7 protein-coding genes are annotated in these 17,476 nt (G+C 71.7%); 5 read left to right on the plus strand and 2 right to left on the minus strand.

Going from position 1 to position 17,476, the window contains the following annotated elements; translation table 11 throughout:
* Positions 1–81: 81 nt before the first annotated feature.
* Positions 82–2,904, plus strand: coding sequence for an AAA family ATPase (locus ACZ6CL_RS27650; protein ID WP_468940075.1), 2,823 nt, complete (start codon positions 82–84; stop codon positions 2,902–2,904).
* Between the two features lie 55 nt (positions 2,905–2,959).
* On the opposite strand, the gene ACZ6CL_RS27655 is transcribed toward ACZ6CL_RS27650, so the two are convergent.
* Positions 2,960–3,592: a response regulator transcription factor gene (locus tag ACZ6CL_RS27655; RefSeq protein ID WP_468940078.1), complete on the minus strand. Its 633-nt coding sequence runs from the start codon at positions 3,590–3,592 to the stop codon at positions 2,960–2,962.
* Positions 3,585–4,829 (minus strand): sensor histidine kinase, encoded by a 1,245-nt coding sequence (locus tag ACZ6CL_RS27660; protein WP_468940081.1) that lies wholly within the window; start codon positions 4,827–4,829, stop codon positions 3,585–3,587. The genes ACZ6CL_RS27655 and ACZ6CL_RS27660 overlap by 8 nt, the downstream gene beginning before the upstream one ends.
* 170 nt (positions 4,830–4,999) lie before the next feature.
* Between ACZ6CL_RS27660 and ACZ6CL_RS27665 the strand changes: the two genes are divergently transcribed.
* From ACZ6CL_RS27665 to ACZ6CL_RS27680, 4 genes are all read left to right on the plus strand, one after another.
* Positions 5,000–5,632, plus strand: a complete 633-nt coding sequence (locus ACZ6CL_RS27665) for a hypothetical protein (RefSeq protein ID WP_468940083.1) — start codon at positions 5,000–5,002, stop codon at positions 5,630–5,632.
* 70 nt (positions 5,633–5,702) lie between these two features.
* Positions 5,703–6,203, plus strand: a complete 501-nt coding sequence (locus ACZ6CL_RS27670; RefSeq protein ID WP_468940085.1) for a PH domain-containing protein — start codon at positions 5,703–5,705, stop codon at positions 6,201–6,203.
* The gene (locus ACZ6CL_RS27675) at positions 6,200–7,744 is read left to right on the plus strand and encodes a PH domain-containing protein (protein WP_468940088.1); all 1,545 of its coding nucleotides are present in this window, start codon (positions 6,200–6,202) and stop codon (positions 7,742–7,744) included. Before ACZ6CL_RS27670 ends, ACZ6CL_RS27675 begins: the two co-directional genes overlap by 4 nt.
* 349 nt (positions 7,745–8,093) lie before the next feature.
* Positions 8,094–17,476, plus strand: a 9,383-nt coding sequence (locus ACZ6CL_RS27680; protein ID WP_468940091.1) for a type I polyketide synthase, incomplete at its 3' end; no start/stop codon positions are given.

Below are 17,476 nucleotides of genomic sequence, written 5' to 3' on the forward strand. Positions count from 1 at the left end.
AACGCAAGAATCGCCATACGTCACGTTTCAGGCCCTCGGCGCCATCGGCCCCGGGGGCGTGAGGCGATGATTCGTCGGGAAATGAGACCTGTGCCCGCAAATCTCTTCGAATGGGAGAGCCGCCTCTCCGTCCTGCGTGAAATGCTGCACGGCGCGACGCAGGGCAGAGGACGGCTGGCGCTTGTCAGCGGCGCGGTGGCCAGCGGGAAGACGCGGCTGCTGGACAGCTTCGCCGAACAGGCAATCGACAGCGGTGCGTTGCTCCTCGAAGTGACCGGTTCCCGGGCCGAACGCGAACTGCCCTTCGGTATTCTCCGAAAGATATTCGACAACGCCGCCATGCCCCCGGACGTCCGCTCCGAGGCGGTCGCCCTGCTGGCCGACATGGGGCCGGAGAGTACCGCCGCGGCCCACATGCACGTGATGTCCCAGATTTCGTCGGTGCTGCTGCGGCTGGTCGATGAACGCACGCTGGTGATCGCCGTCGACGATGTGCACTGCGGCGATGATCAGTCCCTGCAATTCCTTCTCCACCTCGCGCGCCGGGTCCGCCAGGCGAGGGTGCTCATCGTCCTCACCGAATCCCCCCGGCTGCGCCAGCGGCAGCTCACCTTCCACGCCGAACTGCTCCGCCAGCCCAACTGTGTGCGCATGCGGCTGCCCATGCTCACCGAGGCGGGCGTCGCCGAGGCGCTGTCGAGCACCCTGTCCGCCACCGTCGCCTCCCGGCTCGCCCCCGAGTGCCACCGCCTCTCCGGCGGCAACCCGCTGCTGCTGCGCGCGCTGCTCGACGACTGGCGGGCCGGTGGCGAACACGGCGAGGCCCTGCAGCGCCCCACGCCCGGCGACGCGTTCGCGCAGGCCGTCCTCGGCTGTCTGTACCGGGGCGAGCCCGATGTGGCGGCGATCGCCCGCGGTGTCGCCGTCCTCGGCGACGCCCGCTCCCCACGGCACCTGAGCAGCCTCCTCGATCTGAGCGTCGCCACGGTCGAACAGGGCGTCCAGGATCTGCACGAGTGCGCCGTCCTGGACCACGGCCGGTTCCGCGACGAAGTCGCCCGTACCGCCGTACTCGACGCGGCGCCCGCCGCCGTCCGCCACGACCTGCACGCCCGGGCCGCCCGGCTGCTGCACGCCGACGGCGCTTCCGCACTCGACGTCGCCCGCCATCTGGTCCGCGGCCACCAGGACGGCGAGCCCTGGACCGTCCCGGTCCTGCGCGAGGCCGCCGAATACGCGCTGGTGCAGAAGGAACTCGACGTCGCGCTCCGCTGCCTCGAACACGCCCATCGCGCGTGCGAGCCGGGTCCCACCCGCACCGCTCTCAAGGCGCGGCTCGTCAGCGTCGCCTGGCGGGTCGGCCCGGCGGTCGCCGAGGGGTATCTGCCGTCGCTCACCGAGGAGGTCGAGAAGGGCTGGCTCGCCCCGCGCGACATCGCCCCCATCACCTCGTACCTCGCCTGGTCGGGGCGGCTGGACACGGCTGCCGACGCCATCACCGCGCTGAGCCGCGCGGCGGGCCCCGGGGGCACCGACGGCGGTGACCCCGCGATGAGCGCCGCCCTCTCCGCCTCCGTCCAGTGGCTGACGATGCTCAGCCCGCCGCTGCGCGACCGCCTCCCCACCCTCGGCGCCGGGGCCACGAAGGCCACCGGCTCCCCGCACGACGTGGCCGACCTCGCCCACGCGCACGCCGCCGCCACCCTGTCCGCCGCCTTCACCGAGGGCCGGGCCGATCAGGCGGTCATTGAGGCCGAGCGCGTCCTGCAGCGCTACCACCTCGGCGACAACACGCTCCAGCCGCTGGTCATCGCCCTGTACGCGCTCGTCGTCACCGGCCGCCTGGACCTCGCCCTGTCCTGGTGCGAGCGGCTGCTCGGCGAGTGCTCCTCCCGCAGCGTCCCCGCCTGGCAGGCGATGCTGTCCGCCGTACGGGCCGAAATCGCGCTGCGCCAGGGCGATCTGCAGGTGGCCGCGCACCAGGCGCGCAGCGCCCTCGCGCAGATTCCGGCACCGGGCTGGGGCGTGGGCATCGGCCTCTTGCTGTCCTCCCTGATCCAGGCCGAGACCGGGATGGGCCACTACGACGAGGCCATGGCGCTGCTCGAACAGCCGCTCCCCGACGGGCTCTTCCGCACCGTCCCCGGGCTGTACTACCTGCGCGCCCGCGGCCGCTGCCACCTGGCCACCGGCCGCTACCACGCCGCCCTCGGCGACTTCACGGACTGTGGGGAACTGGCCGAGTCCTGGCGCATGGACACGCCCCGGCTGGCGTCGTGGCGGCTGGACGCCGCCGAGGCGTGGCTCGCCCTCGACAACCCCGCCCAGGCCCGGTCCCTCGCCGAGGAGCAGCTGCGGCTGGGCGCCGGTGACGGGCGGCTGCGCGGCGGCCTGCTGGTCGTCATGGCCCGCACCGACCAGCTCCGGCAGCGGCTGCCCCGGCTCAAGGAGGCCGTCGAGGTCCTGGAGGGCGGCGACGACCGCATCCAGCTCGCCATCGCCCTCGGCGAACTCGGCCGCGCCTACCGCGCGATGGGCGACTTCAACCGGGGCCGGGTCTTCGTCCGCAAGGCCTGGCACGTGGCCAAGTCCTGCGGCGCCGAGCCGCTGTGCCGCGAGCTGATGCCCCGGCACGCGGAGAGCGGTGAGCTGGTGGCGGCCGCCGCCCAGCCCGGCCAGGGGGCCGAGCCGCAGCGCGATGTGGAGGCCCTGACCGAGGCGGAGGTGCGGATCGCGGTGCTGGCCGCGCACGGCAACACCAACCGCGAGATCGCCTCGAAGCTGTTCGTCACCGTCAGCACCGTGGAGCAGCACCTGACCCGCATCTACCGCAAGCTGAACGTCAAGCGGCGCCGGGACCTGCCCGCCAAGCTCTCCGACAGCAGCCTGACCGGCACGGTGTGAGGGCCGCACGGCGTGATGGCGCACGGTTGTGAGGGCCGCACGGTTGTGAAGGCGGCTAGGTCAGCAGGCCGCGCTCCATGGCCGTCATCACCGCGGCCGTGCGGTCGGAGACGCCGAGCTTCTTGAACGAGCGCAGCAGATGCGTCTTGACCGTGGCCTCGGCCACGAACAGCTTGGCGCCGATCTCGGCGTTGGTCAGCCCCTGGCCCACCAGCCGCAGCACTTCACGCTCGCGGCCCGAGAGCGGCGACGGCTCGGCCGCCCGGCTGCGGAAGAGCTTGCCCGCGAGGGACGGGGTGAGCACCGTCTCGCCGCGCGCGGCGGTCTGCACGGCGCCGATCAGCTCCTGGCGTGAACTGCCCTTCAGCAGATAGCCCGCGGCGCCCGCCTCCACCGCGCGCAGGATGTCGGAGTCGTCCTCGTACGTGGTCACGATGACGACCTTGCAACCGGGCACCTGCCGCAGGATCTGCGTGGTGGCCTCGACGCCGTCCATCCCGCCCATGCGCAGATCCAGCAGGATGATGTCCGGCCGCAGCGCCTTCGCCTGGACCACCGCCTCCTCACCGGAACCGGCCTGTCCGACGACGGTGATGCCGTCGGCGGAATCCAGCATGGCGCTCAGGCCCTCCCGCACCACGGGGTGGTCGTCGGCCAGCAGCACCCGAATGGGCTCGTGGTCAGCCATGCACTGCCTCCCCGGCCAGCGCCGTCGCCGGCACGTTCACCTCGACGGTGGTGCCCCGCCCGGGGCTGCTGGTGATGGACGCCATTCCGTCGATCTCCTCCATCCGGGCCTGCATTCCGCGCAGCCCGTACCCTTCCTGCGTGCCGTCCGGGGTGAAGCCCTCGCCGTCGTCGCGGATCAGCAGCCGGATGCCGTCATCGTCGAAGACCAGGACCACGTCCACCGTACGGGCCTGCTTGGCGTGCTTGCGGACGTTCGCGATCGCCTCCTGCACCGAGCGCAGCAGGACGACGCTGACCGCCATCGGCAGGGGCTGTTCGTCGCCCCTGACCGAGCACCGCACCTCCAGGCCGGTTTCGGCGATCAGCCCGTCCACCTGCCGCCGCACCGCCTGCACCAGCGAGCCGCCGCGCAGTGCGGGCGGGGTGAGCGCGGCCACGAAGTCCCGGGCCTCGGCAAGCGATTCCTTGGCCACCCGCCCGGTCAGCGCCAGATGGTTCACCGCCTGGTCCGGTGCGTCGTACACCTCCGACTCGGCCGCCTGGACCAGGCTGATGATGCTGGTCAGCCCCTGCGCGAGGGTGTCGTGGATCTCCCGGGCCAGCCGCTCGCGCTCGGCGGAGATACCGGCCTCGTGGGACAGCCGGGCCTCCCGCTCCCGGCTGCGCCGCAACTCCTCGATGAGCAGCCCCCGCTCCTTGCTCTGCCGCACCACCCGTTTGATCCACATGCCCAGCAGCAAGGACAGCGCGATGCTCAGCAGGGAGATGGGCACCACCTCCCAGACGCTCAGGCCCACGTCCTCACCGACGAACGCCACCACCAGCACGGGGCACAGATTGGCCACCGTGGCCAGCGCGACCGCCGGTCCCATCGGCAGGCTCATGATCAGCATCGGGATGACCGCGAACAGCGCGAAGGCGCCGATCAGGTTGAACGCCGTGGTGGCGCAGAACAGCGCCACCAGGACCAGCGCGAAGACCAGGTTCCGCGGCCCGTAGCTCGCCTCGATCATCAGCCCCCGGCCGACCGCCGCGTACCAGGGCACGATCAGGGTCAGCGCGGCGATCGGGAGGGAGTGGTCGACCTGGGAGCCGCCGGAGAGCAGCAGCAGGGCCGCGGTGACGAGGTAGGAGACGGCGAAGAAGCCGTCCCAGAGGCCGAACCAGCGGGTGCCGGACTCGGGGCCGTAATACGCGCCGGTCGGCGAGTCGTCCCCGGGGGAGTGATTGCGCACGGCCTCAGTACTACCACGGGTGTCCCCCGTGTCCACCGGTCGGTGGACAGCCCGAACCCACCGTTCAGTCGTCGCGCGTCGCAGGGCCCGCTTCTAGCGTTGATCCCGGTGGGACGACCAGCCGTCACACCACGAAGCACATCGCCCTCTTGGCTTGGAGAACGTCGTATATGCCACAGCTGAGCCAGTTCATGGCCGCGCTGATCGCCAGCGGCACGATTCTGACTATCGTCCTGGCGACCGACCTCGGCCGCCGTCGCATCACCACGATGCGCATGGCGCGTTCGATCATCGCCGTGGCCGTGGTCATCGCGATCTTCGTTCATTCCTTCCCGACCAAGGGCGACAACGACCTGTCGCTGCAACTCGTCGGCGTCGGCATCGGCGTCATCTGCGGTCTGATCGCCGGAGCACTGCTGCCCGCCTATAAGGACGCCGCCTCGGGCGCGTTGTACACCATCGGTGGCATCGGTTACGCGGTGGTGTGGATCATCCTCTCCAGCGGGCGCATCATCTTCGTCTACGGCGCCGAGCACTGGTTCCCCATGGGCCTGATCAAGTTCTCCATCGAATACGGGATCAGCGGTCAGGACACCTACTCCAACGCCTTCATCTTCATGGCGCTGGCCATGGTGCTGACGCGCACGGCCGTCCTGCTGGCCAAGATGCGCAAGCTGCGGGCCCAGGACACCGGGAGCGGCCAGGGCACCGGGAGCGGTCCTCAGGGCGCCGGGATCGGCCAGGACGCCGGAAGCGGCCAGCTGCCCCAGCAGACCGCGGACAAGGCATCGGCCGAAGCCTGATTACATAGGCCGCAAACCCCCGCCGGGCCCGCACCCGGCACCCCATCTGAAGCAAGAGCAGGGTGAAACAGTGGAACGCCATGACAATCTGAGGCTCCGTCCGCCTCGTCACCGGGTCGACCGCCGTGCGATCGGCTGGTGGACGCTGCAGTCGACACTGTTCGCCCTGCCCCTGCCCCTCACCTTCGGGATCTTGTGGGCCACCATCCCCCCGACGCGTGAGTTCTTCATGTGGGCCACGCTGATCTCGTGCGTCCCCGGGCTGCTGTACATGGCCGTCATGCCCGCCTGGCGCTACCGGGTCCACCGCTGGGAGACCACCGACGAGGCCGTGTACGCGGCCTCCGGGTGGCTGTGGCAGCAGTGGCGGGTCGTCCCGCTGTCCCGCGTCCAGACGGTGGACACCCTGCGCGGTCCGCTGCAGCAGATGTTCGGGCTCTCCGGTGTCACCGTGGCCACCGCCTCCTCCTCGGGAGCGGTGAAGATCAAGGGCATCGACCAGAACGTCGCCCAGGACCTGGTCGAATACCTGGCCGCGCGCGTCGAGTCGGTCCCGGAGGACGCCACATGACACCTGATACCACGGTGTCCTCCCCCGCGGTCGACCAGGACTGGGGGAGGCTGAACCGCCGGCTGCTCCTGGTCAACCTGTCCATCCTCGGCGCACCGCTGGCCATGTTCCTCGCCAGCCTCGCGGTCACCGGGGGCGAGACCAACCTCCAGGTCATCATCACCCTCGCGTCGCTGTTCGTGACCTTCCTGGTCATCAGCGGCATCGGGCTGATGCGGCTGTTCACCACCCGCTACCGGCTCACCGAGGACCGCTTCGAGCTGCGCAAGGGCCTGCTCTTCCGCAGCGAACGCTCGCTCCCGATCGGCCGCATCCGCGGTGTCGACCTCACCGCGAACCCGGTCCACCGGGTCTTCGGACTCACCACGCTGCGGATCGACAGCGGAGAGCAGAGCGACGCCGTCGCGCGCAAGCTCGCCCTCGACGGCATCACCAAGGCCGAGGCCCTCGAGCTGCGCCGCCGGATCATCGCCCTGCGCGACGCGGGCCGGTCTCCGGCGGTGGCCGACAACGACGGTGTGCTCAGCCAGCTGGACTGGTCCTGGCTGCGCTACGGTCCGCTCACCGTCTGGGGTGTCGGCGGTGTCTTCATCGCCGCGGGCAGTGTGTACCGCACCCTGAACGAGATGCAGGTCAACCCGCTCGAACTCGGCATCGTCAAGGACCTCCAGCACCGCTTCGGCTCCGTTCCGCTCTGGTACGGGATCCTGGTGTCCGTCCTCGTCATCGTCGCCCTCGGCATGGTCGGCTCCACCGCCACGTTCATCGAGAACTGGGCCGGTTACGAGCTGCGCCGGGAAGAGGGCGGAGCGCTCCGGGTCCGCCGCGGACTGCTGGCCACCCGCTCCGTGACCATCGCGGAACGAAATCTGCGCGGCCTCGAACTCGTCGAGCCCATTCCGCTGCGCTGGGCCAGGGGCGCCAAGCTCAACGCCGTCGCCAGCGGCCTGGGCGGCGAGGACGAGAATCGCAGGCGTCGCGCCCTGACCTCGCCCGCCCCGCGCGCCGAGGCGCTGCGGGTCGCCGCCGAGGCGCTGCCGGTGGACGAACCCGGCCTGATGGAGCGCGAGGGCCTCACCCGGCACCCCAGGGCCGCCCTGCGGCGCCGCGTCAACCGCGCCCTCATCTGGTCGGTCCTGATCGCGGCGGTCCCGGTGGGGCTGGGGCTGTGGCTCAGCACCGGGCTCGTCATCGGCGGAGTGATCACCGGTGTCGTCCTGGTCCCGATCCTGGTGGCGTTCGCCTTCAACGCCTACCGCACCCTGGGCCATGGGCTCCGCGGCCGCTATCTGGTCACCTCCGCCGGGACGTTCGCCCACCGCACCGTCGCCCTCCAGCGCGAGGCGATCATCGGCTGGAAGATCTCCCGCACGCCCTTCCAGCGCCGGGCGGGGCTGCTCACCGTCGGCGCCACCACCGCGGCCGGTGAAGGCGTCTACCACGTGTACGACCTGACCGAAGGCCAGGGGATCGCCCTCGCCGAGACCACGGCCCCCGGGCTGCTCGCCCCATTCATCGAGCGGGCCCCGGACCGCGGTTGACCACCCATTGACCAACTGGCGATCCCCCGAGAGGTGGAGGGGCGGACCGAAAGGCCGCCCCTCCACCTCTGAACACCTTCCCGCCGACGCGGCTCGCTTCCCTGGCCCGCTTCGCTTCTGAACGCCCCTCGTTCCTTCGAACTCCTTGTCGTCACCGAAATTCTCATGCATTCTGGTGAGCTAAGCGCGGCCATTAAGGGATGGTCGGCGAATACGGGGCCCTAAAGGAACAATAGGGGTCCATAGGGGGTTTGAAGGGGTATCCCGCCGTCCTGCCCTGTGTAAGGCTGACCTACGGTCTAGGTGTATGTCTTGCGAGGTAATGGGGCGCGTGATGGTGAGTGAGTCCGTGGATTTGACGCCCGAGCACACGGAAATACCGGCCGTCGGCCCCGACGGAGCCTCCCCGTGGCGGGACCACCTCGCAGCCCTTCCCGAAGCCGAGCGGGCCGAGGCCCTCACCGCATGGGTCGCAGAGGTCGTCACACAGGCCCTCAAGGACAAGGCGCCGGACGTCCTCGACCCCGAGCGTCCCTTCCTCGACCTGGGCTTCGACTCCCTCGCCACCGTCGACCTGCACGCCCGGCTGACCGCCGCCACCGGGCTGCGGCTGCCCGTCACCCTCGCCTTCGACCACCCCACCCCGGCCGACCTCGCCCGCCGTCTGCGCACCGACCTGCTCGGCGCCGACGACACCTCCGACGCTCCCTCGGACGACGCCGATACGGCCCCGATCGCCGCCGACGAGCCCATCGCCATTGTCGGAATGAGCTGCCGATTCCCCGGTTCGGTCGGTTCCCCCGAAGAACTCTGGGATATCGTCGCGGGCGGAAAAGACGTCATCTCCGAATTCCCGGTGAGCCGGGGCTGGGATCTCGACGGGCTTTACGACCCCGACCCGGACAAGGCGGGCAGCAGCTATACCCGCGAAGGCGGATTCCTGCACGACGCCGATGAGTTCGATCCGGCGTTCTTCGGAATCTCCCCGCGCGAGGCCCTCGCGATGGATCCGCAGCAGCGGCTGCTGCTGGAGACCTCCTGGGAGGTCTTCGAACGGGCCGGGATCGACCCCACGACCCTCCGGGGCGGCCGGGCCGGTGTGTTCGTCGGCGCCGAGACCCAGGACTACGGCCCCCGCCTGCACGAGGCCGAGCAGGGCTTCGAGGGCTATCTGGTCACCGGCAACGCGGCCAGCGTCGCGTCCGGCCGCATCGCCTACACCTTCGGCTTCGAAGGCCCCACCGTCACCGTCGACACCGCCTGCTCGTCGTCGCTGGTGGCGCTCCACCTGGCCGTCCAGGCGCTGCGTACGGGCGAGTGCACCATGGCGCTCGCCGGTGGCGCGGCCGTCATGGCCAACCCCGGCTCGTTCATCGCCTTCAGCCGTCAGCGCGGCCTCGCCGCCGACGGCCGCTGCAAGCCGTTCGCCGCCGCCGCCGACGGCACCGCATGGGGTGAGGGCGTCGGCATGCTGCTCGTCGAGCGGCTGTCCGACGCGCAGCGCAACGGCCACCGGGTGCTGGCCGTCGTCCGTGGCACCGCCATCAACCAGGACGGCGCCAGCAACGGCCTCACCGCCCCCAGCGGCCCCGCCCAGCAGCGGGTGATCCGGCAGGCGCTGGCCGGTGCGGGGCTGTCGGCCGGTGACGTGGATGTGGTCGAGGCGCACGGTACGGGGACGACGCTGGGCGACCCGATCGAGGCGCAGGCGCTGCTCGCCACGTACGGGCAGGAGCGCGCGGAGGGCCAGCCGCTGTGGCTCGGGTCGCTCAAGTCGAACATCGGCCACACCCAGTCCGCGGCCGGTGTCGGCGGCATCATCAAGATGGTCATGGCGATGCGCCATGGAGTGCTGCCGCGCAGCCTGCACATCGACGAGCCGACGCCGCACGCCGACTGGACCACCGGTGACATCGAGCTGCTGACCGAGGCACGCCCCTGGCCGGAGCACGGCCGTCCGCGCCGCGCGGGTGTCTCCTCCTTCGGCATGAGCGGCACCAACGCCCACGCCATCATCGAGCAGCCGCCCGCCGCCGACGAGGACGCCGAAGAGGTCACCGGGGACCCCGCCCCGGCCCCCGCCGTACTGCCCTGGATCCTGTCCGCCAAGACCACCGACGCTCTCCGCGACCAGGCCCAGCGGCTGCACACGCTGCTGGAGTCCGACCCCGGGCTCGCCCTCACCGACATCGGCCACTCCCTGGCCACCACCCGCGCCACCTTCGACCAGCGCGCCGTGCTCCTCGCCGACGGCCGCGACGGCGCCCTCGCCGCGCTGCGCACCCTCGCCGCGGGCGGCGACGCCCCGTCCGTCGTCCGGGGCGCCCCCGCCGCCGGAAAGCTCGCCCTGCTGTTCACCGGCCAGGGCAGCCAGCGCCTCGGCATGGGACGCGAGCTGTACGCCACGTACCCCGTCTTCGCCGAAGCCCTCGACGACGCCTGCTGGTACCTCGAAGAGCAGCTGGAACTCCCGCTGCTCGACGTGCTCTTCGCCGAGGAGGGATCGCCCGAGGCGGCTCTCCTCGACCGCACCGACTACACCCAGCCCGCCCTGTTCGCCGTCGAGGTCGCGCTCTACCGCCTCGTCGAGTCCTGGGGGCTGCGCCCCGACCTGCTCGCCGGACACTCGATCGGTGAGATCGCCGCCGCCCACGTGGCCGGGGTGTTCTCCCTGGAGGACGCCGCCGCGCTGGTGGCGGCGCGCGGACGGCTGATGCAGGAGCTGCCCGCCGGGGGCGCGATGGTCGCGGTGCGGGCGTCCGAGGACGAGGTGGCGCCGCTGCTCACCGAGCGCGTGAACATCGCCGCCCTCAACGGCCCGGCCTCGGTGGTCATCGCGGGCGACGAGGACGCTGTCGCCGAGGTCGCGGCGGGCTTCGAGGCGCAGGGCCGCAAGACCAAGCGGCTCACGGTCAGCCACGCCTTCCACTCCCCGCTCATGGACGACATGCTCGCCGAATTCCGGCGCGTCGCCCAGGTGCTGGAGTACGCGCCCCCGCGCATCCCCGTCGTCTCCACCGTCACCGGGCAGACCGCCACCGCCGAGGAGCTGTGCTCGCCCGAGTACTGGGTACGCCACGTCCGCGACGCGGTGCGCTTCCTCGACGGTGTCCGCACCCTGGCCGACAAGGGCGCCACCACCTTCCTGGAGCTGGGCCCGGACGCCGTGCTCACCGCCATGGCGCAGGACTGCCTGCCCGAGGCGGAGGGCGCTCGGTACGCGTCGGTGCTGCGCGGCGCGCGCCCCGAGGCCGAAACCTTCACCGCGGCCGTGGCACTGGCGTACGTACGGGGCAAGAAGGTCGCCTGGGCCACCCCGTACGCCGGTACCGGCGCGACGACGGTCGACCTGCCCACGTACGCCTTCCAGCGCCAGAGCTACTGGCTCAACGCCCCGGTCGCCACGGCGGCCGTCGCCGCGCCGGGCCGTGTGGTCGACGGGCGCTTCTGGGACGTGGTGGAGCGCGGGGATGTGGCCGCGCTGGCCGCTGAGCTTGAGGTGGATCCGGGGCTTTCGCTGGGTGAGGTGCTGCCCGCGCTGTCGTCGTGGCGGCGGCAGGCGGCTGTGCGCTCGACGGTGGAGGGCTGGCGTTATGGGGTGACGTGGCGGCCGGTGCGGGACCGGTCGGCTGCTGCCGGGGTACCGGGTGGCTGCTGGGTCGTGGTGGTTCCGGCCGGTGAGGCCGAGGGCGTGTGGTCCGCGGGTGTGGCGCGGATGCTGGCTGAGCGCGGCGTGGACGTGCGGCTCGTCGAGCTGGCCGCCGGGGACGACGACCGGGATGCGGTGGCCGAGCGGCTGCGCGCGGCGGTCGGCGATGTGGCGGTGACGGGTGTGGTGTCGCTGCTGGCCCTCGGGGGCGGCGATGGGCTGCCGCGTACGGCCGCCTTGACGCAGGCCCTGGGCGATGCGGGTGTCGGCGCGCCGTTGTGGGTGGCGACGCGGGGTGCGGTGTCGGTGGGGCGCTCCGATGGCGCGGTGGTGCCTGGTCAGGCGCAGGTGTGGGGTCTGGGCCGGGTGGCGGCGCTGGAGCTGCCGGAGCGGTGGGGTGGTCTGGTTGACCTGCCGGAGTCGGTGGATGAGCGTGCGTTGGCGCGGCTGGCGGGTGTGCTGGCCGGGGCCGGTGGCGAGGACCAGGTCGCGGTGCGGGCATCGGGCGTGTTCGGACGTCGGCTGGTGCGTGCTTCGGTGTCCGCGTCGTCGGGTGGCTCGTGGCGTCCGGGCCCGGGGTCTGTGCTGGTCACGGGCGGTACGGGTGCGTTGGGCGCGCGGGTGGCGCGATGGCTGGTGGACAGTGGCGCCGAGCATGTGGTGCTGAGCAGCCGCCGTGGTCTGGACGCCCCGGGTGCGGTGGAGCTGCGCGATGAGCTGGTGGCGTCGGGCGCGCGGGTGACGGTTGCCGCGTGCGATGTGGCGGACCGGGACGCGCTCGCGGAGCTGCTGGCGTCGCTGCCGGAGGAACTGCCGCTGACCGGCGTCTTCCACACGGCCGGTGTCCTGGACGATGGCGTACTGGACTCGCTCACCCCCGAGCGGTTCGCCTCGGTGCTTCGCGCGAAGGCCGACGCCGCGCGCCACCTGGACGAGCTGACGCGTGACCTGGACCTTTCGGCGTTTGTGCTCTTCTCGTCCATCAGTGGTTCGGTGGGCGCGGCCGGTCAGGGCAACTACGCGGCGGCCAACGCCCATCTGGACGCGCTGGCCGAGCGGCGGCGCGCCGAGGGGCTGGTGGGGACGTCCGTCGCGTGGGGCCCGTGGGCCGACGGCGGCATGGCGGCCGACGATGCGCTGGAGCGGCGTATGCGTCGCGAGGGCTTGCCGCCGATGGCGCCGGAGCTGGCGCTGGCCGCCCTTCAGCAGGCGCTCGACGCCGATGACACGTGCGTGACGGTCGCGGACGTCGACTGGGACCGCTTCGTCGGCACCCTCACCGCCGTACGGCCGAGCACGCTGATCGCCGAACTGCCGGAGGTCGCCGCGCCGCAGTCCGCCGCACAGCAGTCCGTGGCCGGACCGTATGGCGGACGTGTGATCACCGACGCCGATGCCGCCTCCCCCCTGGGGGAGCGGCTCAGCGGACTGCCGCGCGCCGAACAGGACCGTGCGCTGCTGGAGTTGGTCCGTACGCACGTCGCGTCCGTGCTGGGGCACGACGGGGCCGACGCGGTCGAGGCGGGGCGTGCGTTCAAGGAGCTGGGTTTCGACTCACTCGCCGCCGTCGAACTCCGCAACCGGCTCGGCGCCGCGACCGGTCTGGCGCTGCCCGCCACGCTCATCTACGACTACCCGTCGTCGGCCGCGCTGGCCGAATATCTGCGGAAGGAGCTGGTCGGCGCCGCCCAGATCGCCACGGGGGCGGCTGGCGATGTGGCCGTGGCCGTCGATGACGATCCGATCGCGATCGTGGCGATGAGCTGCCGTTTCCCGGGCGGGGTGCGCTCGCCCGAGGAGCTGTGGCAGCTGCTGACGGCGGGTGGGGACGCGATCGCGGAGTTCCCGTCCGACCGTGGCTGGGACCTGGCCGGGCTGTATGACCCGGACCCGGGCCGTCAGGGCACCTCGTACGCGCGTGAGGGCGGTTTCCTCTACGACGTCGCCGACTTCGACGCGGCGTTCTTCGGGATTTCGCCGCGCGAGGCCCTCGCCATGGATCCGCAGCAGCGGTTGCTGCTGGAGACGTCGTGGGAGGCGTTCGAGCGGGCGGGCATCGACCCGGTGGCGCTGCGCGGCAGCCGTACCGGCGTCTTCGCGGGCACCAACGGGCAGGACTACGCCGGGCTCGTCTCCGCCACGCCCGAGGGGCTTGAGGGCCACCTGGGCACGGGCAACGCGGCGAGCGTGGTGTCCGGGCGGATCTCGTACACCTTCGGGCTGGAGGGCCCGGCGGTGACGGTGGACACCGCGTGTTCGTCGTCGCTGGTGGCGCTGCACATGGCGGTGCAGGCGCTGCGGAGTGGTGAGTGCTCGATGGCGCTCGCCGGTGGTGTCACCGTGATGTCCACGCCGGAGGCGTTCGTGGACTTCAGCCGTCAGCGGGGGCTGGCGGCCGATGGTCGGATCAAGGCCTTCGCGGCCGGTGCGGATGGCACCGGTTGGGGTGAGGGCGTCGGCATGCTGCTGGTCGAGCGGCTGTCGGACGCGCGGCGCAACGGCCATCCGGTGTTGGCGGTCGTGCGGGGTTCGGCGATCAACCAGGATGGTGCGTCGAATGGTCTGACGGCGCCGAACGGTCCGTCGCAGCAGCGGGTGATCCGGCAGGCGCTGGCCGGTGCGGGGCTGTCGGCCGGTGACGTGGATGTGGTCGAGGCGCACGGTACGGGGACGACGCTGGGTGACCCGATCGAGGCGCAGGCGCTGCTGGCCACGTACGGGCAGGAGCGGGATGGGGACCGGCCGTTGTGGCTGGGGTCCATCAAGTCGAACATTGGCCACACGCAGGCGGCGGCTGGTGTCGCGGGCATCATCAAGATGGTCATGGCGATGCGGCATGGTGTGCTGCCGCGGACGCTGCATGTGGATGAGCCGTCCCCGCATGTGGACTGGGCGTCGGGTGCGGTGTCGCTGCTGAGCGAGGCCCAGGAGTGGCCGGAGACGGGCCGTCTGCGCCGCGCGGGTGTGTCGTCGTTCGGACTCAGTGGCACCAACGCGCACACCATCATCGAGCAGGCGCCGCCGGTCGATGAGCCGGGTGGGGTGGTCGAGCCGCGTGGCCTGGGTGGTGTGCTGCCGTTCGTGCTGTCGGCGAAGAACGCCGAGGCGCTGCGGGAGCAGGCCGTGCGGTTGCGGGCGTTTGTCGAGACGCGGCCGGAGTCGGCGCTGCTCGATGTCGCTCACGCCTTGGCTGTCGGTCGTGCCGCCCTGGAGCGGCGTGCGGTGCTCAGCGTTGGTGACCGCGATGAGCTGCTGCGGACGCTTGATGTGCTGGCAGCGGGCGACTCCGCGTCGGGCCTGATCGAGGGCTCGGCGGTTGAGGGCAAGGTGGCGTTCCTGTTCACGGGGCAGGGGAGCCAGCGGCTGGGGATGGGGCGTGAGCTGTACGACGCCTTCCCGGTGTTCGCGGATGCCTTGGACGCGGTGTGTGCGCATCTGGATCTGCACCTTGAGCGGCCGCTGCGGGATGTGCTGTTCGGCGACGACGCCCAGGCGCTGGACCAGACCGGGTTCACCCAGCCCGCGTTGTTCGCGGTGGAGGTGGCGCTGTTCCGGCTGGTCGAGGCGTGGGGTGTGCGGCCCGACTTCCTGTCCGGCCACTCCATCGGCGAGCTGGCTGCCGCGCATGTGGCGGGTGTGTTGTCGCTTGCGGATGCCGCTGCGTTGGTGGCGGCGCGTGGGCGGTTGATGCAGGAGCTTCCGGCGGGTGGCTCGATGGTCGCGGTGCAGGCGTCGGAAGAGGAAGTGGTGCCGCTGCTCGGTGAGCGGGTGAGCATTGCCGCCCTCAACGGGCCCACGTCGGTGGTCATCGCGGGTGACGAGGACGCTGTCGCTGAGGTCGCGGCGTCGTTCGAGGAGCGGGGTCGTAAGACCAAGCGGCTCACTGTCAGCCACGCTTTCCATTCGCCGCGTATGGACGGGATGCTGGAGGCGTTCCGTGAGGTCGCGCAGGGGCTGTCGTACGAGGCTCCGCGGATTCCGATCGTGTCGAACCTGACCGGTGATGTCGTCTCCGCTGAGGAGATCGCGACCGCCGACTTCTGGGTGCGGCATGTCCGGGAGGCCGTGCGGTTCCTCGATGGTGTGCGTGCTCTGGAGGCTCAGGGCGTCACGACGTACATCGAGCTGGGTCCGGACGGTGTGCTCACCGCCATGGCGCAGGAGTGCGTCACCGGCGATGATGACGCCGCGTTCGCCTCCGTCTGCCGCAAGGACCGCCCCGAGGCCGAGGCGCTGACGGCTGCCGTCGCGCGTGCGTACGTCCGTGGCGTGCCGCTGGACTGGGACGCCGTCTTCGGCGGAACGCGTACCCGCGTCGAGCCCGCCGAGCTGCCGACGTATGCCTTCCAGCGGCAGCGGTACTGGCCCAGCGCCGCCGCCCTGGCGGCGGGCGACCCGGAGTCGATCGGGCTGGGCGACATCGACCATCCGCTCCTCGGCGCCGCCGTCGCGCTCGCGGACGCCAATGGCTGCCTGCTCACCGGGGTGCTCTCCACCCGCACCCACCCCTGGCTCGCCGACCACGTGGTCATGGGCAGCGTGCTGCTGCCCGGTACGGCCTTCGTGGAGCTGGCGAGCGCTGCGGGCGCGCAGGTGGGGTGTGAGCGGCTGGACGAACTGACCCTGGAGGCCCCGCTTGTGCTGCCGGAGCACACCGGGGTGCGGGTGCAGCTCGTGGTGGAGGGGCCGGACGAGTCCGGTCGCCGTTCGTTCAGTCTGCATTCGCGTCGGCAGGACGCGCTCGGGGCCGAGCCGTGGACGCGGCACGCCACCGGTGTGCTTGCGGTCGGCGTTCGGGGTGCTGAGCTGGAAGAACTCGGCGTGTGGCCCCCGCAGGGCGCCACGCCGATCGCGGTCGACGGGCTGTATGCGGAGTTGGCCGGGGAGGGGCTCGGCTATGGGCCGGTGTTCCGGGGGCTCAAGGGCGCGTGGCGGCTCGGTGGGGACCTCTACGCCGAGGTCGGATTTCCCGAGGACGCGCCGCTGACCTCGGGCGCCGAGGCCGAGGCGTTCGGATTGCACCCGGCCCTCTTGGATGCCGCGCTGCATGCCATCGGCCTCGGCAACTCTGCCCGTGAGGCGGAGTCGGCGGAGGGTGCGCTGCTTCCGTTCGCGTGGAGCGGTGTGCAGTTGCACGCGGCGGGAGCCGGTGCGCTGCGGGTACGGCTGTCCGAGCAGTCGACGAATGCGGTGTCGCTGCTGGTGGCCGACGGCACGGGCCGTGCGGTGGCCACGGTCGAGTCCGTGGCGCTGCGGGCGGCCTCGGCCGACCAGGTGCGTGCGGCGCGTGGTGGGCTGCACGAGTCGCTGTTCCGGCTGGAGTGGTCGGCCGTTCCGGCGCCCGCGACGGGCGCGGCGACGCACGAGTGGGCGGTCCTCGGTGCGGACGCCGGTGAACTCGCGGCGCTTGAGGGCGGGTTCGGCCCTGGGGCCCGGGTGGCGGCGTATGGCGATCTGGCGGCGCTGAGTGCGGCGGTGGATGCCGGGGCGGCGGTGCCGGGCACCGTGGTGCTGGCTGGTCTTGGTGGCGGCGCCGACGCGTCGGCTGTGCACGAGGCGACGCAGGCCATGCTTTCTTTGCTGCAGTCGTGGTTGGCTGATGAGCGGTTTGCCGGGGCGCGGTTGGTGCTGTTGACCCGGGGTGCGGTGGAGACCGTGCCGGGTGCGGGTGTGGCGGATCTGTCGCACGCCGCTGTGCGGGGCCTGTTCCGTTCCGCGCAGTCGGAGAACCCCGGCCGTCTGGTGTTGCTGGACGTGGACGGTGACGAGGACTCGTACCGTTCGGTGCCTGCGGCGCTGGGCGTGGACGAGGCGGAGTTGACGGTGCGCGGGGGCGCGGTACTCGCGCCTCGACTGGCCCGGGTGCCGGTCGCCGACGACGCCGACAGCGACACCGGTTCCGTTCCGTCCTTTGATGAGGACGGCACGGTGCTGGTCACCGGCGCCTCGGGGTCTCTGGGTGGTCTCTTCGCTCGCCATCTGGTCTCGGCTCATGGTGTGCGGCAGCTGTTGCTGGTGAGCCGTCGCGGTGCCGATGCTGACGGTGCTGGCGAGTTGGCTGCCGATCTGACGGCGGCCGGTGC

The organism is Streptomyces sp. NPDC041200 (genome assembly GCF_055591805.1).